The 19,759-nt window shown below is 71.7% G+C and carries 20 protein-coding genes and 1 tRNA gene; 10 read left to right on the top strand and 11 right to left on the bottom strand.

Translation table 11 applies throughout. The features are described 5' to 3' along the window. Together KBY32_RS34280 and KBY32_RS34275 are read right to left on the bottom strand one after the other, a co-directional pair. Nucleotides 1–828, bottom strand: an 828-nt coding sequence (locus KBY32_RS34280; protein ID WP_210982817.1) for a P1 family peptidase, incomplete at its 3' end; no start/stop codon positions are given. A 42-nt stretch (nucleotides 829–870) separates the two neighbouring features. After that, nucleotides 871–2,109, bottom strand: coding sequence for a low temperature requirement protein A (locus KBY32_RS34275; RefSeq protein ID WP_210982816.1), 1,239 nt, complete (start codon nucleotides 2,107–2,109; stop codon nucleotides 871–873). Between the two features lie 172 nt (nucleotides 2,110–2,281). On the opposite strand from KBY32_RS34275, the gene KBY32_RS34270 reads away from it, so the two are divergent. After that, the gene (locus KBY32_RS34270; protein WP_086872747.1) at nucleotides 2,282–2,458 is read left to right on the top strand and encodes a hypothetical protein; all 177 of its coding nucleotides are present in this window, start codon (nucleotides 2,282–2,284) and stop codon (nucleotides 2,456–2,458) included. Between the two features lie 28 nt (nucleotides 2,459–2,486). On the opposite strand, the gene mscL is transcribed toward KBY32_RS34270, so the two are convergent. The 6 genes from mscL to KBY32_RS34240 form a co-directional block, all read right to left on the bottom strand. Then, entirely contained in the window at nucleotides 2,487–2,945 is a 459-nt protein-coding gene (mscL, locus tag KBY32_RS34265) for a large conductance mechanosensitive channel protein MscL (RefSeq protein WP_210982815.1), read from the bottom strand. A gap of 129 nt (nucleotides 2,946–3,074) precedes the next feature. Continuing rightward, nucleotides 3,075–3,569, bottom strand: a complete 495-nt coding sequence (locus KBY32_RS34260) for an RcpC/CpaB family pilus assembly protein (protein ID WP_374225015.1) — start codon at nucleotides 3,567–3,569, stop codon at nucleotides 3,075–3,077. 280 nt (nucleotides 3,570–3,849) lie between these two features. Then, complete coding sequence (locus KBY32_RS34255) at nucleotides 3,850–4,692, bottom strand: S-methyl-5'-thioadenosine phosphorylase (RefSeq protein WP_055624894.1); 843 nt, start codon at nucleotides 4,690–4,692, stop codon at nucleotides 3,850–3,852. An 86-nt stretch (nucleotides 4,693–4,778) separates the two neighbouring features. Continuing rightward, a complete protein-coding gene (locus tag KBY32_RS34250; RefSeq protein ID WP_055624893.1) occupies nucleotides 4,779–5,099 on the bottom strand; it encodes an FmdB family zinc ribbon protein in 321 nt (106 codons plus the stop codon). A 67-nt stretch (nucleotides 5,100–5,166) separates the two neighbouring features. Further along, the gene (locus tag KBY32_RS34245) at nucleotides 5,167–6,456 is read right to left on the bottom strand and encodes an MFS transporter (protein WP_210982814.1); all 1,290 of its coding nucleotides are present in this window, start codon (nucleotides 6,454–6,456) and stop codon (nucleotides 5,167–5,169) included. Between the two features lie 314 nt (nucleotides 6,457–6,770). Then, nucleotides 6,771–8,327: a potassium/proton antiporter gene (locus KBY32_RS34240; protein WP_234350942.1), complete on the bottom strand. Its 1,557-nt coding sequence runs from the start codon at nucleotides 8,325–8,327 to the stop codon at nucleotides 6,771–6,773. A 200-nt stretch (nucleotides 8,328–8,527) separates the two neighbouring features. Between KBY32_RS34240 and KBY32_RS34235 the strand changes: the two genes are divergently transcribed. Beyond that, nucleotides 8,528–11,290 carry a penicillin acylase family protein gene (locus KBY32_RS34235; RefSeq protein WP_210982813.1) on the top strand — a complete coding sequence of 921 codons (2,763 nt, stop codon included), beginning with the start codon at nucleotides 8,528–8,530 and terminating at the stop codon, nucleotides 11,288–11,290. Between the two features lie 63 nt (nucleotides 11,291–11,353). Here the strand turns inward: KBY32_RS34235 and KBY32_RS34230 are convergent, their stop codons facing one another. After that, complete coding sequence (locus KBY32_RS34230) at nucleotides 11,354–12,007, bottom strand: 5-formyltetrahydrofolate cyclo-ligase (RefSeq protein ID WP_210982812.1); 654 nt, start codon at nucleotides 12,005–12,007, stop codon at nucleotides 11,354–11,356. Nucleotides 12,008–12,068: 61 nt separating this feature from the next. Here KBY32_RS34230 and galU point away from each other — a divergent pair, with 61 nt between their 5' ends. From galU to KBY32_RS34195, 7 genes are all read left to right on the top strand, one after another. Then, nucleotides 12,069–12,971, top strand: a complete 903-nt coding sequence (gene galU / locus KBY32_RS34225; RefSeq protein ID WP_055624888.1) for a UTP--glucose-1-phosphate uridylyltransferase GalU — start codon at nucleotides 12,069–12,071, stop codon at nucleotides 12,969–12,971. Nucleotides 12,972–12,975: 4 nt separating this feature from the next. Next, the gene (gene glp, locus KBY32_RS34220) at nucleotides 12,976–14,298 is read left to right on the top strand and encodes a gephyrin-like molybdotransferase Glp (RefSeq protein WP_108707344.1); all 1,323 of its coding nucleotides are present in this window, start codon (nucleotides 12,976–12,978) and stop codon (nucleotides 14,296–14,298) included. 86 nt (nucleotides 14,299–14,384) lie between these two features. After that, complete coding sequence (moaC, locus tag KBY32_RS34215; protein ID WP_055624886.1) at nucleotides 14,385–14,879, top strand: cyclic pyranopterin monophosphate synthase MoaC; 495 nt, start codon at nucleotides 14,385–14,387, stop codon at nucleotides 14,877–14,879. After that, nucleotides 14,876–15,376 carry a molybdenum cofactor biosynthesis protein B gene (locus KBY32_RS34210; protein ID WP_055624885.1) on the top strand — a complete coding sequence of 167 codons (501 nt, stop codon included), beginning with the start codon at nucleotides 14,876–14,878 and terminating at the stop codon, nucleotides 15,374–15,376. Before moaC ends, KBY32_RS34210 begins: the two co-directional genes overlap by 4 nt. A 20-nt stretch (nucleotides 15,377–15,396) precedes the next feature. Beyond that, nucleotides 15,397–16,032: a GNAT family N-acetyltransferase gene (locus KBY32_RS34205; protein ID WP_210982811.1), complete on the top strand. Its 636-nt coding sequence runs from the start codon at nucleotides 15,397–15,399 to the stop codon at nucleotides 16,030–16,032. A gap of 184 nt (nucleotides 16,033–16,216) precedes the next feature. Next, nucleotides 16,217–17,398, top strand: coding sequence for a gephyrin-like molybdotransferase receptor GlpR (glpR, locus tag KBY32_RS34200; protein WP_210982810.1), 1,182 nt, complete (start codon nucleotides 16,217–16,219; stop codon nucleotides 17,396–17,398). A 60-nt stretch (nucleotides 17,399–17,458) separates the two neighbouring features. Further along, nucleotides 17,459–17,532 (top strand) — tRNA-Ala (locus KBY32_RS34195). Between the two features lie 126 nt (nucleotides 17,533–17,658). Here the strand turns inward: KBY32_RS34195 and KBY32_RS34190 are convergent. Next, on the bottom strand, nucleotides 17,659–18,135 hold the full coding sequence (locus tag KBY32_RS34190) for a GNAT family N-acetyltransferase (RefSeq protein ID WP_210982809.1): 477 nt from the start codon (nucleotides 18,133–18,135) through the stop codon (nucleotides 17,659–17,661). Between the two features lie 77 nt (nucleotides 18,136–18,212). Here KBY32_RS34190 and KBY32_RS34185 point away from each other — a divergent pair, with 77 nt between their 5' ends. After that, the gene (locus KBY32_RS34185; protein ID WP_210982808.1) at nucleotides 18,213–19,016 is read left to right on the top strand and encodes an exodeoxyribonuclease III; all 804 of its coding nucleotides are present in this window, start codon (nucleotides 18,213–18,215) and stop codon (nucleotides 19,014–19,016) included. Here the strand turns inward: KBY32_RS34185 and KBY32_RS34180 are convergent. Further along, the gene (locus KBY32_RS34180; RefSeq protein ID WP_308293818.1) at nucleotides 19,013–19,660 is read right to left on the bottom strand and encodes a MerR family transcriptional regulator; all 648 of its coding nucleotides are present in this window, start codon (nucleotides 19,658–19,660) and stop codon (nucleotides 19,013–19,015) included. The two genes, KBY32_RS34185 and KBY32_RS34180, sit on opposite strands and share 4 nt — an antisense overlap. Between the last annotated feature and the right edge of the window lie 99 nt (nucleotides 19,661–19,759).

Here is a 19,759-nt window from a genome sequence, read left to right as displayed (position 1 = left end):
GCATCGCACGGGCCGTACGGCCCGTGCGATGCCGTCGTGGGAGGTGCCGGCCAGCTTCTGTGCCTGTGCCTTCGTCAGGGCGGCGTCGGTGCCGACCACCGCGAGCGTGGTGTTCAGCGGTGGCGGTGGTGCGTTGGTGTCCGCGATCTCCGCCAGCCGCCGGCGCGCGGCCTCGTGGACGTGGGCCTCCGGAAGGTTCACCAAGCCGTGCGACAACTCCCCGTACAGCGCCCCCGTCCCCGGCTCCACGGCCGACCCCGCCGCGTTGGCCACCACCAGCGCGGCCACCGTGATCCCCGACTCCAGGACCGTGCTCGCGGTGCCGATGCCGCCCTTGACCAGCCCGACCGTCGCACCCGTCCCCGCGCCCACACACCCTTCCCGCACCGCCCCGCCGGCCTCGCTCGCCGCTGCCGCCTCGACCGCCGCCCGGCCCGTGCCGGCGTCCGGCCGTGCCCGGAAGTCGCCGCCGCGCCCCAGGTCGAAGACGCACGCCGCGGGCACCACCGGCACCACATGGGCCGGGTCGGACCCGACCCGCACGCCGCGCCGCTGCTCCTCCAGCCAGGCCATCACCCCGGTCGCCGCGTCCAGCCCGTATGCGCTGCCCCCGGTCAGGACGATCGCCTCGACCTTCTGCACCACGTTGCGCGGGTCCAGGGCGTCGGTCTCCTTGGTGCCGGGACCGCCTCCGCGCACGTCCACGGCGGCCACGGCTCCGCCCTCCGGGGCGAGGACGACCGTGGTGCCGGTGAGCCAGCCGTCCCCGGTGCGGGTCGCGTGGCCCACGCGTAGTCCGGCGACATCCGTCAGAGCGTCAACTGTCATACGCCCAGTGTCGTCCAGGCCCCTGCCGCCCAACCCGGTCCGTCAGGCGGCCGGCTCCCGTGTCGCCGCCGCACGCTGCCGGGCGTGTCTGCGCGCCGTCAGCGTCTCGCCGGTCGCCACGCCCAGCGCCGAGACCAGTCCTGCCGTGAACACCGCCCACTCGCCCAGGAACGTGCAGCAGATCACCAGCAGGGCCGTGGTCGGCAGCACCAGCTGCTGCGCGATGCCCATCTTGAAGTACCGCGCGTGCAGCGCCCACACGGTGAGCAGATACAGCGCCGTCGGCAGGGTCACCGCCGCGGACGCCGCAAGCGTCGAGATGTGCGCCTCGTGGAGCGACTCCTCGACCGCCACCTCCAGACCCGCGCCGATCGCCGCCGCCGAGGCGAACACCACGTAGTGGCCGTAACCCCACAGGAACGACTCTCGGTTGGAGCGCAGATGCCCGTGGATCGGCACGACGAAGTAGACCCACCACGCCGAGAAGATGATCAGCAGGCCGCCCGCGGCGATGGGCAGCAGCTCGCCCAGCGCGTCGTTCTCCTCGATGCCGGTCTTCACGGCGACCGTGGCCGCCGCGATGGTCTCGCCGAGCACGATGATGGTGAGCAGCCCGTACCGTTCGGCGATGTGGTGCGGGTGCCACGACGTCGGATGGATCCTCTCCGCATACGCCGGCACGCACAGCTCCAGGATCGCCATCACGAGGAACCACCAGCCCCGCGCGTCCTCCGGCAGCAGCACCAGGCCCAGCCAGCCGACCTGGCAGATCAGCACACCGCCGGCGTACCGCAGCGCCATCGCCCGCTCCGGGCCGGAGCCCGACCTGGCCACCCGCAGCCACTGCCCGACCAGGGCCAGCCGCATGATGAGGTAGCCGACGAGCACCGCCCCGAAGTCGTGGTCCTGGAACGCCTCCGACACCCCGGCCGCCAGGACCAGCACACCGGCGATCTGCACCAGCGTGACGACCCGGTACAGCACGTCGTCGTTGTCGTAGGCGGACGCGAACCACGTGAAGTTCATCCAGGCCCACCAGATGGCGAAGAAGACCATCGCGTAGTTGAGGATGCCTTCACCGGCGTGGCCCTCGGCGACCGCGTGGACCAGCTGGACGCCCGCCTGGGCGATGGCCACGACGAAACACAGGTCGAAGAAGAGCTCCAGCGGGGTGGCGGCCCGGTGTTCCTCGCCACGGCTACGGGCCGTGAGCCGGCGCAGCGGCCGGCGGTGTCCGGTGGGGTGGGCGGAGTCCGGCGCGGGATTCGAACTGGACGTCATGGGATCAAGCACAGCAGATGAGGCGTGGATTCGCGCCCGCGGCGCACGAACCGCGCACAAGCCCCCACAGGACTTCACGGACGGCGCCACCGGCCCCTGGGAACGCGGTGGAGGGCCGGGGACCGACCCGGTGGGACGCGGGCGCGCGGCTGCGGGGCCGTACCCTGGAGCCATGAGCAGCACCCCCGCCTCCGAGCCGCGCGAGCCGAAGCCCGCGCTGATCTTCGACGACCCGCTGGACCAGCAGTCCTCGGACGACACGGACCGCGGGTGGGGCGACCGGCCGGCCGGGGACAGCGCGGCCGACCTGAAGCGCTTCCTCGACGAGAAGCCGCCGCACCACATCTGAGGCCCCGCGCCGCCCGGGCGCCAGGACGCTAGCGCTGGTCGTGCCCCGACCCGCGCTGCGCGACCAGAGCGTCGCGGATCTCCTTCAGGACCTCCAGCTCGCTCACCTCGATGACCTCCTGCGTGCCCTCCTTCGCCTTGCGGCGGGCCTCCACCCGGGCCAGGTACTTCGCCATGGGCAGCACCATGAGGAAGTAGACGACGGCCGCGGTGATCACGAAGCTGAGGCCGGCGCCGAGGACGGAGCCCCACAGGATCTGGATGCCTTCGTCGCCCTTGCAGGTGCCGGTCAGGCACGAGCTGTAGTGATCGAGGTTCTTCGTGCCGATCGCACCGACCAGCGGGTTGATGACCCCCTTCACCACCGCGTTGACGATGTTGGTGAAGGCGGCACCGATCACCACCGCGACGGCCAGGTCGACGACGTTTCCGCGCATCAGAAAGGCCTTGAAGCCCTGCCAGACGCTCGATTCCTTGTTCTCGCTCACTTGGGAGGCACTCCTCGGACGCGCTGCTTGGGGAACGGATCGCTCCGCAACCTACGTCAGCGTTCAGCCATTCTGTCCAATCGGCCTCCTCTTCGGAGCGAAGTGACGGGCGCCGACGCTTGACCGGGCTCAGCACAGCGTCACCGCCAGCCGCGCCGTCGCACTAGCCCCCGCAAGGCGGGCGGCCGTGGCGCGCGGCACGGACAGCACCACGAGCGCCCCGCCCTCTCCGGCGGCCTCCAGCGGCTCCGGCAGCTCGGTCACCCGCGCACCGCGCGCCACCACCTCGGCCTTCCCGCCGAAGGCATCTCCACCGAAGCCACCTCCACGGGGACCGTTCCTCTCGGCGGCGATCACGTCGACCCGGTCACCGGGGCGCAGCAGCCGTACGGTCGCCGCGTCGGCGATCCGCACCGGCGCCGACACCGGCTCGGCGACCCGGTGCGGCCGTACCGGCTCGTCCACCGGATGCCCGCGCGCCCCCTCGGCCTCCCGCGGTCCCGCCGCCACCAGCGCCGCCGCGGTCACGGCCAGCCCGGCCGCCACGGCCCGCCGCCGATGCCGTACGAGCCGTCGCAGCCGGTACCGCGTGCCGCGCACCCGCACCGGATCGAAGTGCGGCACCTCACGGGTGGCCGGGGCGTCCGGCCCGGGCGGCAGCGCACGGCGAGGCGACGAGGAGAAAGAGAAGGAGGAAGAGGGGGCCCGGAAGGCAGGGGGAGGGGGAGCTACGGACACGGGGATCACCACCAGCGAGGACGGAGTGGACGGAACGGCTTGCGAAGCCACCATCCGCCATCACGCCGCCGCCCGCTGAAGCCCGTGGACAACCCACAGCCTGTGGAAAAGCCCGCCCCTCGAACGAGGCGTTCCGCCCCCTCGTGGGCCCCTTGTCATGGGTGCCCTACGGCAACACGAACCCCGGATCCATCCCGCCCAACGCCCCCGCACACAGACAGTCCCGGTCCTCATTGGCCGGCAGCGCCGCCACCGCGTCGAAGAGAACCCCCCGCAGCCGGTCGACGTTCGCCGCGAACACGCGCAGCACCTCGTCGTGGCTGACGCCCTCGCCGGTCTCGGCGCCCGCGTCGAGGTCGGTGACCAGGGTCATCGAGGTGTAGCAGAGCTCCAGCTCACGGGCGAGCGCCGCCTCGGGATGGCCGGTCATGCCGACCACGGACCAGCCCTGCGCCTGGTGCCACAGCGATTCGGCGCGGGTGGAGAAGCGGGGCCCCTCCACGACGACCAGGGTGCCGCCGTCCACGGCCTCCCAGTCCTGGCCGCGCGCGGCCTTCAGGGCGGCGGCGCGGCCGGTGGGGCAGTAGGGGTCGGCCAGCGACACATGCACCACGTTGGGCACGGTGCCGTCCGGGAGCGGGAGTCCGTCGAAGTAGGTGCCCACCCGGGACTTGGTGCGGTCGACGAGCTGGTCCGGCACGAGCAGGGTGCCGGGGCCGTACTCGGGTCGCAGACCTCCCACCGCGCACGGGCCGAGGACCTGGCGCACGCCGAGGGAGCGCAGCGCCCACAGGTTGGCGCGGTAGTTGATGCGGTGGGGCGGCAGATGGTGGCCGCGGCCGTGCCGGGGGAGGAAGGCGACTCGCCGGCCGGCGATCTCGCCGAGGAAGAGGGAGTCGCTGGGCGGTCCGTACGGGGTGTCGACCTGGACCTCGGTCACGTCGTCGAGGAAGGAGTAGAAACCGGAGCCGCCGATCACGCCAAGCTCGGCGTTCGCCTTGTTCGCCATGCCCGCACCCTAACCGGCCCCGGACACACCGAGGACCCCGCCGCCGGACGACGACAGGGTCCCGTAAGAAGTGGTGGTGCCGCGGGCTAGGCGGCGGAGGAGGTGCCGGTGCTCGACGCCTTCTTGTCCGAGGAGGACGAAGAGGACGAGGCCGCCGACGAGGAGTCGGACGACGACGAGGACGAAGAGGACGACGACTTCGACGACGCCGGCGAGCTGCTCGACGAGGAGCCGCGGCTGTCGTTGCGGTAGAAGCCGGAGCCCTTGAAGACGATGCCGACCGCGGAGAACACCTTCTTGAGGCGGCCCTGGCAGTTGGGGCACTCGGTCAGGGCGTCGTCGGTGAACTTCTGCACCGCCTCGAGGCCCTCGCCGCACTCGGTGCACTGGTACTGGTAGGTCGGCACTGTCTTCCTCCTGGCACTCTCACTCGATGAGTGCTAACGACGATCCATAGTGACGTATTCCGGCCGCTCAGTCCACTGCCACCGGCACGCGGTGACCGACGCCACGTGCGACCGTGCGCCCCGCGGCCCGGGTCTCGAGCCGTGAACGCAGGGCCAGAAGCGTGAACAGGGCCAGCAGGGTGCCGCCCATGGGCACCAGGAATCCGGCCCCGCCCCACAGGCGGTCCTCCAGCTGTCCGGCGACCGTGACGGCGGCGGCCTGGCCGAGCGCGACGGCTCCGGTGAGCCAGGTGAACGCCTCGGTGCGGGCGCCGGCCGGGACCAGGCTCTCCACGAGGGTGTAGCCGGTGATCAGGGCGGGCGCGATGCACATGCCGACCAGCAGTCCCAGTGCGGCCAGTACGAGGACGGAGTGCGCGGCCCACAGTCCGGACGCGGCCAGCGCCAGCGCGGCGTAGCCGACGAGGAGGCGGCGCTGTGGCGAGACCTTCCAGACGATGGCGCCGCAGACGAGGCCGGCGAGCATGTTGCCCGCGGCGAAGGTGCCGTACAGGACGCCGTTCAGGCCGGGGCTGCCGATGGACTCGGTGAAGGCGGCCAGGGACACCTGCATGCCGCCGAAGACGGAACCGATGCCGAGGAACGTCACGATCAGCACGCGCACGCCGGGGATGCGCAGCGCACTGGCGTGCCGCACGCGCGCGTGCCCGCCGCCGGTGACGGCCGGCTGGGTGCTCCGCTGCGCGGCGAACAGCAGTCCGCCCACGAGGGTGAGCGTGGCCTCGGTGACCAGGCCGGCGGCCGGGTCGACGGCCGTGCACAGCGCGGTGGCCAGCAGCGGGCCGACGACGAAGGTCAGCTCATCGGTGACGGACTCGAAGGCCGCGGCCGTCGACATCAGGGGTGAGCCCTGGAGCTTGACGCCCCAGCGGGCCCGCACCATCGGCCCGACCTGCGGCACCGAGGCGCCGGTGGGCACGGCCGCGACGAACAGCGCCCACAGCGGGGCGTGCGCGAGGGCGAGCGTGGTCAGCGTCAGCCCGGACACGGCGTGCACGAGGACGCCGGGGATCAGCACGGCGCGCTGCCCGTGGCGGTCGGCGAGACGGCCGCTGTAGGGCGCGAAGACGGCCATGGAGACGCCGGTGACGGCCGCGGCGGCGCCCGCCGCGCCGTACGAGCCGGTGGTGTGCTGGACCAGCAGCACGATGGAGATGGTCAGCATCGCGAACGGCTGGCGTGCCGCGAAGCCGGGGAGCAGGAACGTCCAGGCGCCGCGGGTGCGCAGCAGCTGTCCGTATCCCGGGCGGGAGGAGGCCGAGTCCTTCGACGGCTCCTCGGTGACCGTGGATGCCACGGCCCGTGCCTTTCTGCCGCCTGGTAGCGCGGCCCCACCGGGTGGGGGACGGCGCCGAGAGCTGTCCTCTTGCGCGGAACTGCGGTAGATACCGGCGCCCACGATGAGGAGGGGCGTCCCGGCCGCCATACGGTCGCGCCAGCTCTGCGTCAGGCAGAGTTGGTTCGATCTGGGTCACCTGCATTGTACAGGGGCTCAGACCCCTGCCCCTGTGAAAACCAGCACGCCCCGGCCCCCCACCTGTACTTCCCCGGAACAAGCCGGATCACAGCGCAAGCCGTACGACACCGGCGGCACCGCGACCAGGCACCGGCCTACGACCGGCTCATCCCATCCGTCCCCAGCCACCCGGCCAGCTTGCCGCCCGCGCCCACGGCGCGCAGCCGGCGCTCGGCCGCGTCCCGCACCGGATCGGTGGCGACGACGAGGAGTTCGTCGCCCTGCCGAAGCACCGTCGCCGGCTGCGGAACGAACGATTTTCCGTCCCGGACGACGAGGGTGACGCCCGCGCCCGGCGGCAGCCGCAGCTCGCCGACCTCGACGTTGTGCATCTTCGAGCCCTCGGGGATGACGAACGACAGCAGGTGTCCGCCCAGCCGCTCCAGGGGCGCCGACTCGATGCCGAGGTCGGCGGCCTCCGGTCCCTGGCCGAGGTTCAGCTTGCGGCCCAGCCAGGGCAGCGTCGGCCCCTGGATCAGGGTGTAGACGACGACCAGCACGAAGACGATGTTGAAGATGCGCTCGCTGCCCTCGACGCCGCTCACCACGGGGATCGTCGCCAGGATGATGGGCACGGCGCCGCGCAGGCCCGCCCAGGACATCAGGGCCTGTTCCCGCCAGGCCACCCGGAAAGGCGTCAGACAGGCCACGACGCTCAGCGGGCGCGCCAGCATGGTCAGCGCGAGGCCGATGACGAGGGCGGGCACGATGTCGTCGCCCAGTTCGTGCGGGGTGACGAGCAGGCCGAGCAGGACGAACATGCCGATCTGGGCGATCCAGCCGAGCCCCTCGGCGAAGCCGCGGGTGGCCGGCCAGTGCGGCAGTTTCGCGTTGCCCATCACCATCGAGGCGAGGTAGACCGCGAGGAACCCGCTGCCGTGGGCCATGGCGCCGGACGCGTAGGCGGTGACGGCGATGGCCATGACGGCGATCGGGTACAGGCCGGAGGCGGGCAGCGCGACATGCCGCAGCCCCCAGGCGCCGAGCCAGCCGATGGCGAGGCCGATGGCCGCGCCGATGGCCAGTTCCAGCGCTATCTCGCCGAGCAGCACGTACCACTGCTCGATGGGACCGCGGTGGGAGAAGGCGACGACGAGGATGACGACGGGCGCGTCGTTGAAGCCGGACTCGGCCTCCAGGGTGCCGGTGACCCGGGAGGGCAGCGGGATGCGGCGCAGCACGGAGAACACGGCGGCGGCGTCGGTGGAGGAGACGACGGCCCCGATGATCAGGGCCTGCTGCCAGTCCAGTCCGACCAGGTAGTGCGCGGCCGTCGCGGTGACGCCGACGCTGATGGTGACGCCGACCGTCGCGAGCGCGGAGGCGGCCGGGAGGACGGGCTTGACCTCTTTCCACTTCGTGCCGAGTCCGCCCTCGGCCAGGATCACGACCAGGGCGGCGTAGCCGATGACCTGGGTGAGCTCGGCGTCGTCGAAGCGGATCCCGATGCCGTCCTGGCCCATGAGGACGCCGATGCCCAGGTAGACGAGCAGGCTGGGGAGGCCGCTTCGCGAGGAGATGCGGACCGCGGCGACGGCGCTGAGCAGCACGAGCGAGCAGACGAGCAGAAGCTGGTTGAGGTCGTGGACAGTCAGCGGCCGTTCCCTTCCCTGGCCCACGTACGCGCGCGGGGGCTCATGAACATAGGACACGAAGTGGCGGTTCTCCGCACCCAACTACTTCATTACCTTACCTAACTCTTGACGATTTCTTGACGCTCCGGCGGGCATGATCGAACGTCCGTCCGCTACGGTTCCCCACTCCGCGTCAAGTCCGGCCGGGCCCTGCGCCTATGGTTGCTCCCAGCACTCCAGGACCGTCTGCCGCTCGCGTTAGGACAGCAAGGACAGCGATGCCCCCGAACACCACCGCCTCCACGGGTCAGCAGCCCGGCAAATCCGGCAGGAAGAAGGGGCGCAGAGCGCGTCTGCTCGTCCTGGTCCTGGTGCTGGCCGTCATCGCGGGTGTCACCGGCGGTGCCTACTGGTCCATCAGCACCGTCCGCGCGTCCTTCCCGCAGACCAAGGGCTCGCTCACGCTCGACGGCCTGTCCGGGCCGGTCGACGTCAAGCGGGACGGCTACGGCGTGCCGCAGATCTACGCGTCCTCCGACGAGGACCTGTTCATGGCGCAGGGCTTCGTGCAGGCGCAGGACCGGTTCTGGGAGATGGACGTCCGCCGGCACATGACCTCCGGGCGTCTGTCGGAGATGTTCGGCAAGGGGCAGGTCGACAACGACGAGTTCCTGCGCACCCTCGGCTGGGACCGGATCGCCAAGCAGGAGTACGACACCAAGCTGTCGGCCGCCACCAAGAAGTACCTCCAGGCCTACGCCAAGGGTGTCAACGCCTACCTGGCCGGCAAGGACGGCGCGGAGATCTCCCTGGAGTACGCCGCCCTCGGTTTCACCAACGACTACAAGCCCGAGCAGTGGACCCCGGTCGACTCGATCGCCTGGCTGAAGGCGATGGCCTGGGACCTGCGCGGCAACATGCAGGACGAGATCGACCGCGCCCTGATGACGAGCCGGCTCGGCCCCAAGCAGATCGCCGAGCTGTACCCGCAGTACCCGTACGACCGGAACAAGCCGATCGTCCGGACCGGCGGCTACGACGCGGTCACCAGGACGTACGGGCCGCAGGACGCCACGGCAGGCGCCGCGGGGACCGGGGCCACCGCGGGCGGCACGGCCGGCGCCTCCTCGTCCGGCACCACCGGTCTGCAGAGCCAGCTCGCGGGCCTCCAGGACGTCCTGGACGGGCTGCCCACGGCCGTCGGCGTGAACGGCGACGGCATCGGCTCCAACTCCTGGGTGGTCGGCGGCAAGCACACCATCACCGGCAAGCCGCTGCTGGCGAACGACCCGCACCTGTCGGCGTCGCTGCCGTCCGTCTGGTACCAGATGGGCCTGCACTGCCGCTCGGTCTCCGCCTCCTGCCAGTACGACGTGGCCGGCTACACCTTCGCGGGCATGCCGGGCGTCGTCATCGGCCACAACCAGGACATCGCCTGGGGCATGACCAACTCCGGCGTCGACGTCACCGACCTGTACCTGGAGAAGCTGTCCGGCGACGGCTATCTGTACGGCGGCAAGACGGTGCCGTTCACCACCCGCCAGGAGACCATCAAGGTCGCCGGCGGCGAACCGAAGAAGATCGTCGTACGCGCGACGAAGAACGGCCCGCTGCTCTCCGACCGCAGCTCCGAGCTGGTCAAGGTCGGCAGGAAGGCCACCGTGGACACCGCGGCGCCCGACCGCGGCGACGGCTACGGCATCTCGCTGCGCTGGACCGCGCTGGACGCCGGCACCACCATGGACGCCGTCTTCGCCATGGACAAGGCGAAGAACTGGAAGGACTTCCGCGCCGCGGCCGCCCTCTTCGACGTCCCCTCGCAGAACCTGATCTACGCGGACCGCGAGGACAACATCGGGTACACGCTGCCCGGGAAGATCCCCACGCGCGCGCAGGGCTACGACGGCTCCGTGCCGGCGCCCGGCTGGGACCCCAGGTCCCGCTGGACCGGCTACCTCGACGAGGACGAGCTGCCGTACGAGTACAACCCGAAGCGCGGCTACATCGTCACCGCCAACCAGGCCGTCGTCGACAAGAAGTACCCCTACACGCTCACCACGGACTGGGGCTACGGCGCCCGCAGCCAGCGCATCAACGACCTGATCCAGTCGAAGATCGACGGCGGCGGCAAGATCTCCACCGACGACATGCGCCAGATGCAGCTCGACAACAGCAGCGAGATGGCCAAGCTGCTGGTGCCCCAACTGCTGAAGATCGACATAGCGGACCCCGACGTCCGTGAGGCGCAGGAGCTGCTGGAGGGCTGGGACTACACCCAGGACGCCGACTCGGCGGCCGCCGCCTACTTCAACTCGGTGTGGCGCAACATCCTCAAGCTCGCCTTCGGCCACAAGCTGCCCAAGGAGCTGCGGGTCAAGGGCCAGTGCCTGTACGTCGACCCGGTCAGCACCACCGGCCCGGCCGACGAGGTGCAGAAGGTCCGCGAGTGCGGCGAGCGCGACGCCGACCAGGCGCAGCCGGACGGCGGCGACCGCTGGTTCGAGGTGGTGCGCGCCCTCATGGACGACCCGGACAGCGACTGGTGGACGACGCCGGACTCGGGCCCCCGCAAGGGAGCCGACCGCAACCGCGACGACCTGTTCGCGCGCGCCATGGTCGACGCCCGCTGGGAGCTGACCGCGAAGCTCGGCAAGGACATCGACACCTGGAGCTGGGGCCGGCTGCACCGCCTGTTCCTGAAGAACCAGACCCTCGGCACCGAGGGCCCGGGCTTCCTCCAGTACGCCCTCAACCGCGGCCCCTGGAAGCTCAGCGGCGGCGAGGCCACCGTCAACGCGAGCGGCTGGAACGCGGCCGGCGGCTACGGGGTCGTGTGGGTGCCGTCGATGCGGATGGTCGTCAACCTCGGCGACCTTGACAAGTCGAAGTGGATCAACCTCACCGGCGCCTCCGGGCACGCCTACAACGCCCACTACACCGACCAGACGGACAAGTGGGCCGACGGCGAACTGCTCGACTGGTCCTTCTCCAAGCAAGCCGTCGACGGCTCCACCAGCGACACCCTGGTGCTGCGGCCCTGACCGTCCGCCGACCGTGCGACGGGCCCTCCACGCGTGCGTGGAGGGCCCGTTCGCGTACGGCGGTCAGGTCCGGGGGAAGCGGCGGACCCCCGACGGTGTCACCACCGCGTGCACCGGACGGTCGTGCGGCTCCTCGGGGACATGGGCGACGACCTCCGTGTCGTACAGCAGCACCACCAGCGCCGGATCGGCGCCCGCGCTCTCCAGCCGGGCCAGCACCCGGTCGTACGATCCGCCGCCCCGCCCCAGACGCATCCCGCGCGCGTCGACGGCGAGACCCGGCAGCAGCACCGCGTCGGCCTCGGTGACGGCGTCCGGGCCGAGGTGCGGGCCGGGGGGCTCGAAAAGAGCCATCCTTCCGCCGTGTTGGACGCGGACGAGCCCGTCCCGTCCGGTGTACGGGCCCCAGTCCAGGTCGTTGTCGGGCAGCAGGGCGGGCAGCAGGACGCGCACGCCCCGCGCGCGCAGCGCGTCGAGCAGCGCGAGGGTGCCGGGTTCGCTTCCCACGGAGACGTACGCGGCGACCGTGCCCGCCTGCGCCAGCTCCGCGAGGCGCAGCGCGCGCTCCGCCAGCGCCGCCGCGGATTCCCGCACGTCATCGGGTGTCAACCCGCCCCTTACCGCGAGGAGCTCTCGCCGCAACGTCCGTTTGGCAGACTCGGTGCCGTCCGCGAAGTGAGGCAAAGCTCGCTCCCTTACCCTTCCCAATGTGCTCATATGAGAGCCAAATAACCGGAGCCTCAGATTCCATACAAAGGCACCGGATAAGGTGTCGGGCATGACTCAGTCCCACCCTCGGATCACCAAGGCTGTCATCCCCGCAGCGGGTCTAGGAACCCGCTTCCTGCCGGCCACCAAGGCGACTCCCAAGGAGATGCTGCCGGTCGTCGACAAGCCCGCGATCCAGTATGTGGTCGAAGAGGCCGTCTCGGCGGGCCTCGACGACGTCCTCATGATCACCGGCCGCAACAAGCGGCCGCTCGAGGACCACTTCGACCGCAACTACGAACTCGAGTCCGCCCTGCAGAAGAAGGGCGACGCCGAACGCCTCGCCAAGGTGCAGGAGTCCAGCGACCTCGCCACCATGCACTACGTGCGCCAGGGCGACCCCCGGGGCCTCGGCCACGCCGTGCTCTGCGCGGCCCCGCACGTCGGCCACGAGCCCTTCGCGGTCCTCCTCGGCGACGACCTGATCGACCCCCGCGACCCCCTGCTCAAGCGCATGGTCGAGGTGCAGGAGCAGCACGGCGGCAGCGTCGTCGCCCTGATGGAGGTCGCGCCCGAGCAGATCCACCTCTACGGCTGCGCCGCCGTCGACCCCACCGACGAGGGCGACGTCGTCAAGGTGCACGACCTCGTCGAGAAGCCGGCCGCGGCCGACGCCCCGTCGAACTACGCCATCATCGGGCGCTACGTTCTCGACCCGCACATCTTCGACATACTCCGCAAGACGGAGCCCGGCCGCGGCGGCGAGATCCAGCTGACCGACGCCCTCCAGCAGTTGGCCGCGGACGAGAAGGTCGGCGGCCCCGTGCACGGCGTCGTCTTCAAGGGCCGCCGCTATGACACCGGCGACCGGGGCGACTACCTGCGTGCCATTGTCAGACTCGCATGCGAACGTGAAGACCTGGGCCCGGACTTCCGGACCTGGCTTCGCAGTTACGTAGCCGAGGAGATGTAGCGAGTTGAGCACCGCCGCGCCCCGTCCCGCCGGCCACGACCAGCTCTGGTCCGTGGACGAACACCTTCAGGACATCCTCGCCACCGTCCGCCCCCTGGAACCCATCGAGCTGCAGCTCCTCGACGCCCAGGGCTGCGTCCTGGTCGAGGACGTCACGGTGCCGGTCTCGCTGCCGCCGTTCGACAACAGCTCCATGGACGGGTACGCGGTACGGGTCGCGGACGTCGCGGGCGCGAGCGAGGAGTTCCCGGCCGTCCTGGAGGTCGTCGGGGACGCCGCGGCGGGCCAGGCCGATCAGCTCCACGTCGGCCCCGGCCAGGCCGTCCGCATCATGACCGGCGCCCCGCTGCCGCCCGGCGCCGAGACCGTCGTCCCCGTGGAGTGGACCGACGGAGGGCTCGGCGAGGGCCCCGTCACCGGGATGCGCGCCCGCAGTCAGGCCCCCGAGGGCGCCGCCGGCACCGTACAGATCCACCGGCCCGCCGAGGCACGCGCCCATGTGCGCGCCGCCGGCAGCGACGTCAAGGCCGGCGACCGCGCCCTGGAGGCCGGCACCGTCCTCGGCCCGCCGCAGATCGCCCTGCTCGCCGCCATCGGCCGCGGCACGGTCCGGGTGCGCCCGCGCCCCCGCGTCGTCGTCATGTCCACCGGCAGCGAACTCGTCCAGCCCGACGAGCAGCTCGCCACCGGCCAGATCTACGACTCCAACAGCTTCGCCCTCACCGCCGCCGCCCGCGACGCCGGCGCCATCGCCTACCGCGTCGGCGCGGTCGCCGACGACGCCGAGACACTGCGCGACACCATCGAGGACCAGCTGGTCCGCGCCGACCTCATGGTCACCACCGGCGGCGTCAGCGTCGGCGCGTACGACGTCGTCAAGGAGGCGCTGTCCCACGCCGGCGACGAGGACGAGCCCGGCAGCGGCGTCGAGTTCCGCAAGCTCGCCATGCAGCCCGGCAAACCGCAGGGCTTCGGCTCGATCGGCCCCGACCACACCCCGCTGCTCGCCCTGCCGGGCAACCCGGTGTCGTCGTACGTCTCCTTCGAGCTGTTCGTGCGCCCCGCGATCCGCGCCCTGATGGGCCTGACCGATGTGCACCGGCCCCGTACCCGGGCCACCCTCGTCGCCGACAAGGCGCTCACCTCGCCCAAGGGACGCAGACAGTTCCTGCGCGGCAGCCACACGGACGGCGAGGTCCGGCCCGTCGGCGGCGCCGGATCGCATCTGGTCGCCGCCCTCGCGCACGCGGACGCGCTGATCGTGGTCCCCGAGGACGTCGAGAGCGTCGAACCGGGCAGCGAGGTCGAGGTGGTCCTGCTCGGCTGACCGCCCCGCGTTGGCGGTACCGTGTCGCGCACAGCAGGCCCGTGCGCCGCACCGCGACGGGCCCGGACCGGGAGCGCCACACCAGCATGAGCACGCAGAACCCACCCGAGCAGGACCACCTCACGCACCTCGACGAAGCGGGCGCCGCCCGGATGGTCGACGTCTCCGGCAAGGACGTCACCGCGCGCACCGCGCGCGCGAGCGGACGCGTCCTCGTCTCACCGCGCGTGGTCGAGCTGCTGCGGGGCGAGGGAATGCCCAAGGGCGACGCCCTCGCCACCGCCCGGATCGCGGGCATCATGGGCGCCAAACGCACCCCGGACCTCATCCCGCTGTGCCACCCGCTCGCGCTCTCCGGTGTGAAACTGGACCTGTCGGTCGCGGACGACGCCGTGGAGATCCTGGCCACCGTGAAGACCACGGACCGCACGGGCGTCGAGATGGAGGCCCTGACCGCGGTCACCGTCGCCGCGCTCACCGTGATCGACATGGTCAAGGCGGTCGACAAGGGAGCGGTCATCACGGACGTACGGGTGGAGCAGAAGACGGGCGGGAAGTCGGGCGACTGGAGCCGGGCATGACGTATCGCGCTCTCGTGGTCACCGCGTCCAACCGGGCCGCCGCCGGGGTCTACGAGGACCGGGGCGGACCACTGATCGCCGACGGCCTCACGCGCCTCGGGTTCACCGTCGACGGCCCCCGGGTCGTCCCGGACGGCGACCCCGTCGAGGCCGCCCTGCGCACCGGGGCCGAGGACGGGTACGACGTCGTCGTCACCACCGGCGGCACCGGCATCTCGCCCACCGACCGCACCCCCGAGGCAACCCGCGCGGTGATCGACCGCGAGGTCCCGGGCATCGCGGAGGCGATCCGGGCGTACGGCCGGGACAAGGTGCCCGCCGCCGCCCTGTCACGGGGTCTCGCCGGCGTCGCCGGACGGACCCTGATCGTGAACCTGCCCGGCTCCACCGGAGGGGTGAAGGACGGCCTGGCCGTCCTCGAACCCCTCTTGATCCACGCCGTCGACCAGCTGCGCGGCGGCGACCACCCCGGACCGAGCAGTGGGGGTGCGAGCTGAACAGCCCATCGTGGCCCGTCGTGCTGCGGGACGGCGACATCGTCCTGCGGCCGATAAAGATGCGCGACCAGCGGGCCTGGCGCGAGGTCAACCGCCGCAACCGCGACTGGCTGCGGCCCTGGGAGGCGACGATCCCGCCGCCCACCCCCAGCGGGCCGATCGTGCACCGGCCCACCTACCGGCAGATGGTGCGCCATCTGCGGTCCGAGGCGAACGCCGGCCGGATGCTGCCGTTCGTCATCGAGTACCAGGGGCGGCTCGTCGGGCAGTTGACGGTCGCCGGGATCACCTGGGGCTCGATGTGCTCCGGGCACGTCGGCTACTGGGTGGACGAGTCCGTGGCGGGCCGCGGCGTCATGCCGACCGCCGTCGCCCTCGTCGTCGACCACTGTTTCCGCACCGTCGGTCTGCACCGCATCGAGGTCTGCATTCGCCCCGAGAACGGGCCCAGCCGCCGGGTCGTGGAGAAACTCGGATTCCGCGAAGAGGGACTGCGTCCGCGTTATCTGCACATCGACGGAGCCTGGCGCGACCACCTCGTGTTCGCGCTCACCGCGGACGAGGTCCCCGACGGACTGCTCGGCCGCTGGCACCGCACCCGTGCGCAGGCCGGCCCACCCACCGGGCCGCGCAACACACAGGGGAATCCCGCGTAACCCCGGAATTGAATAAGTGTTCGAAATTGATCGGCGGATGACCGGCTAGGGGCGTGAAATTCGCGGCCTCGGCGGGCAGCTGATCGCATCGGTCACAAAAAAAGTTCGAAATATCAGCCAGATCGTGCGACACACCGGCTCAATTGGCGGATGGCCTCACGCAAACCCCTCTACCGTGTGAGACGTGAGCAGCAGCGGCCTCATCTACGCAGTCATCGTCGGGGCCTGGGCCGCCTACCTGGTGCCGATGTGGCTCCGTAGGCAGGACGAGCTGAACGAGGCCCGTCCGACGGAACGCTTCAGCACGGCCATCCGGTTGCTGTCCGGACGGGCCGGCATGGAGCGCCGGTACGCCAAGGACCTGCGCGCCCGCTCCACCGGCGAGGGGGAGCCCGGCGCGGACGACCCGGACGACGTCACCGAGTCGGTGGACGTCCGGGCCTTCGCCGTACCCCCGACCCGTCCGCAGACCCAGGCGGCGGCACCGGCCCCGGCACCCGCACGCCCGGAACCGGCACGCCCCGAACCCGCCCGCGACACCCCCCGGGACGCCGAGGCCAAGGCCCGCAAGCGCGTGCCGGCCCCCCGGCGGTCCCCCTCCGAGGAGGCGGCCGCAGCACGGGCCCGGCGCCTGAAGGTGCTCGCGCGCCGCCGGCGCACCACCGTCGTCCTCTTCCTCGCGTTCACCCTCGGCGCGATCGTCGCCGCCGTCGGCGGACTCGCCTTCCTGTGGGCACCCGGCGTCCCCGCCGTCCTGCTCAGCGGATACATCGCGTATCTGCGGTCCCAGGAGCGCCGCCGCTTCACCTACCAGATGGACCGGCGCCGCGCCGAGGCCGCCGCGCAGCGGCTGCGCGAACACGCCCGGCAGAACCGCCGCCGCGGACCCGGCGCCGCCGCGCCCGGCGCCCCCGAGTCCGACGAAGGGTCCGGACCAGACACCGGCACCGACCTTTCCGCGCTCGCCGCCGACCGGCGCGCCCTCGTCGAGCAGACCGACCACGCCGAGTGGGTCGACCAGCAGCGCGAACGCCAGCGCCGCCCCGGGCACGGCGACAGCTGGGACCCGGTCCCCGTCCCGCTGCCCACCTACGTGACCGCGCCGGTCGCGCCGCGCGCCACCTCCGACGTCGACCTCGGCGCGCCGGACGCGTGGAGCTCGGCCCGCTCCAGCGCCGTCGGCCACGAGCACGAGGCACCGGCCGCCGCCGACGCCCCCGCCGCGCCCGAGGACGACCGCGCCGACGGTGACGAGCGCAGCGACGCCCGCCGGGCCGCGTCCGCCCGCCGGGCCCGTGAGCGGGGCCGCACACCGCTGTTCGACCAGTACGAGGACGGCGACCGGCCGCGCGCCGCCAACGAGTGACCGCCCGGCAACGGATTTCCGAGCACCCCGATCGGGGTGCTAAAGTTTCACTCGTTGCAAGGGCCTGTGGCGCAGTCCGGTAGCGCACCTCGTTCGCATCGAGGGGGCCAGGGGTTCAAATCCCCTCAGGTCCACGCAGCTCAAAGCCCCGGTAGGGATATCCCGACCGGGGCTTTGGCATGTCCTGGGGCCGACGGGTCAAAAGGGGCGGCGGGTGGCGGGGTCTGACCCCCGCTCACCCGCCGCGCGTGTGCCGGTCCTCACAGGGCCTTGGCGTAACACAGGCTCAGTTCGTGGAAGCGGTAGTAGCCGAACTTCTCGCACGGCTCGTAGCCGCTGGACGTGTAGAGGGCCACCGCCTCCGGCTGCTTCACCCCGGTCTCCAGCACCATCCGCCGGCGGCCCGCCGCCCGGGCGTCCTCCTCCAGCGCCGCCAGGACGCGCCGCGCTATCCCGCGCCCGCGCATGTCCTCCACCACGTACATGCGCTTCAGCTCGGCGTCGCCGTTCTGGTTGCCCTCGCCGTTCTCGTCCTGCGAGCGCCAGCCGCCGGAGGCGACCGGCACGCCGAGCGCGTCGTACGCGATCAGGTACAGGCCGCGCGGCGGCGCGAAGTCGGCCGCGGCGAGCGGTGTCTCGTCGCCGCCGTCGCCGTAGCGGACGGAGTACTCGGCCTGGACCTGGTCGTTGAGCTTGACCGCGTCGGGGTGGTCGAAGGGAACCGGGCGAATATGCATGCTGTATACCGTATATCAATTCAAGATCGGGACATTCCAGAATCGGACAGCGTCCAGTGTGCCGGTAAAGTGCCCTGGTGCTCACTGTGACCTCTGTGAATGTGAACGGGCTCCGGGCCGCCGCGAAGAAGGGCTTCGTGGAGTGGCTGGCCGCGACCGACGCCGATGTGGTGTGCCTCCAGGAGGTCCGGGCCGAGCCCCAGCAGCTGCCCGAGCACGTCCGCGCCCCCGAGGGCTGGCACGTCCTGCACGCGCCCGCCGCCGCCAAGGGCCGCGCCGGCGTCTCCCTCTACACACGCCGGGAACCCGACCGGGTACGGGTCGGCTTCGGCTCGACCGAGTTCGACGCCGGGGGCCGTTATGCGGAGGTCGACCTGCCGGGTGTGACGATCGCCTCCCTCTACCTGCCCTCGGGCGAGGTCGGCACCGAGCGGCAGGACGAGAAGTACCGCTTCATGACCGAGTTCCTGGCCCACCTCAAGGACCTGCGCGAACGCGCCGCCGCCGACGGCCGCGAGGTCCTGGTCTGCGGCGACTGGAACATCGCGCACGACAAGGCCGACCTGAAGAACTGGCGGGGCAACCAGAAGAGCTCCGGCTTCCTCCCCGAGGAACGCGCCTGGCTCACTCGCGTGTTCGACCAGGCGGAGGGCGGCTACGTCGACGTGGTCCGCGCCCTGCACCCGGACGTCGAGGGGCCGTACTCGTGGTGGTCGTACCGGGGACGGGCGTTCGACAACGACACAGGATGGAGGATCGACCTCCACGCCGCGACGCCGGGGCTCGCGGGCCGGGCGCTCAAGGGGTACGTCGAGCGCGCCGCCACGCACGGTGAGCGCTGGTCGGACCATGCGCCGGTGACGGTCGTCTACGGCAGTTAGTCCCACTCCTGCTTGCGCAGTCTGCGGTCCAGGGCCAGGGAGAGTTCGGCCTCGACGACGCTGCGGGCCAGGGGGCGCAAGCGGGGGAGGTCGGACTCGTCGGCGTGGCGCAGGACCAGGTCGGCGAACATGTCGGCCATGGCGTCGACGTGTTCGCGGACGCGGCGGCCGGCGGTGAGGACCTCGGCGAGGGGGATGCCCTCGCGGACGAGGGCCGAGGAGACGTCGAGCAGGCGGCGGCTGATGTGGACGATCTCGTCGCCGTCGGTGCCGAGGTAGCCGAGGTCGAGGGCGGCGGCGAGGTTCTCCGGGGTCACCTGGCCCTCGAAGCGGGCGGCGAGTTCCTCGGGGGTGAGGCGGACGGGCTCCTCCTCGGTGGGGGTGACGCCGAGGACGTCGGCAACGTCGCGGCCGTGGTCGAGGGCCTCGGCGAGTTCGGCGATGCCGGTGAGGGTGTGGCCGCGTTCCAGGAGGGCCGCGATGGTGCGCAGACGGGCCAGGTGGTGGTCGTCGTACCAGGCGATGCGGCCCTCGCGGCGGGGCGGCGGGATCAGCTTGCGTTCGCGGTAGAAGCGCAGGGTGCGGACCGTGATGCCGGCCAGCCGGGCCAGCTCCTCCATGCGGTACTCACGCTTCTCGGTCACTGGGGCACCTTAGTTCGTACCGGGGGTAACTTTCGTCGGCCGCCCCCTACCGGTCGGTACGCGGCTGCTCTACGCTCCCCACCATGCCAGTGTTCACTG

Source organism: Streptomyces sp. RK62 (assembly GCF_018070255.1).
Lineage (GTDB): Bacteria > Actinomycetota > Actinomycetes > Streptomycetales > Streptomycetaceae > Streptomyces > Streptomyces nigra.
Note: the sequence above shows the minus strand (reverse complement) of the source record. Positions and strands in the feature narration are given on the sequence as shown.

Bases quoted from the DNA above. Each gene is read 5' to 3' on its own strand.
- KBY32_RS34255 (WP_055624894.1), bottom strand. From the start codon at position 4,692: ATGGCGAACAAGGCGAACGCCGAGCTTGGCGTGATCGGCGGCTCCGGT.
- KBY32_RS34235 (WP_210982813.1), top strand. From the start codon at position 8,528: ATGCCCCCGAACACCACCGCCTCCACGGGTCAGCAGCCCGGCAAATCC.
- KBY32_RS34230 (WP_210982812.1), bottom strand. From the start codon at position 12,007: ATGAGCACATTGGGAAGGGTAAGGGAGCGAGCTTTGCCTCACTTCGCG.
- KBY32_RS34275 (WP_210982816.1), bottom strand. From the start codon at position 2,109: ATGACGTCCAGTTCGAATCCCGCGCCGGACTCCGCCCACCCCACCGGA.
- galU (WP_055624888.1), top strand. From the start codon at position 12,069: ATGACTCAGTCCCACCCTCGGATCACCAAGGCTGTCATCCCCGCAGCG.
- KBY32_RS34190 (WP_210982809.1), bottom strand. From the start codon at position 18,135: ATGCATATTCGCCCGGTTCCCTTCGACCACCCCGACGCGGTCAAGCTC.
- KBY32_RS34270 (WP_086872747.1), top strand. From the start codon at position 2,282: ATGAGCAGCACCCCCGCCTCCGAGCCGCGCGAGCCGAAGCCCGCGCTG.
- KBY32_RS34210 (WP_055624885.1), top strand. From the start codon at position 14,876: ATGACGTATCGCGCTCTCGTGGTCACCGCGTCCAACCGGGCCGCCGCC.
- moaC (WP_055624886.1), top strand. From the start codon at position 14,385: ATGAGCACGCAGAACCCACCCGAGCAGGACCACCTCACGCACCTCGAC.